General features: G+C 66.6%; 1 protein-coding gene. It reads left to right on the top strand.

Annotation, left to right across the window (positions count from 1 at the left end; genetic code table 11):
* A partial coding sequence (locus tag E4U92_RS35640; protein WP_241681813.1) for an alpha-amylase family glycosyl hydrolase occupies positions 1–335 on the top strand: 335 nt, incomplete at both ends.

Below are 335 nucleotides of genomic sequence, written 5' to 3' on the forward strand. Positions count from 1 at the left end.
GGCGTCGACTGCCTGTGGCTGCCGCCGTTCTTCAAGTCGCCCCTGCGCGACGGCGGCTACGACGTCTCCGACTACACCGCGGTGCTCCCGGAGTTCGGCGACCTCGCCGACTTCGTGGAGTTCGTCGACGCCGCCCACCAGCGCGGCATGCGCGTCATCATCGACTTCGTCATGAACCACACCAGCGACCAGCACCCGTGGTTCCAGGAGTCCCGCAAGGACCCCGACGGCCCCTACGGCGACTACTACATGTGGGCCGACGACGACAAGCAGTACCCCGACGCCCGGATCATCTTCGTCGACACCGAGGTCTCCAACTGGACCTTCGACCCGGT

This window comes from Streptomyces galbus (genome assembly GCF_005280195.1).
Lineage (GTDB): Bacteria > Actinomycetota > Actinomycetes > Streptomycetales > Streptomycetaceae > Streptomyces > Streptomyces galbus.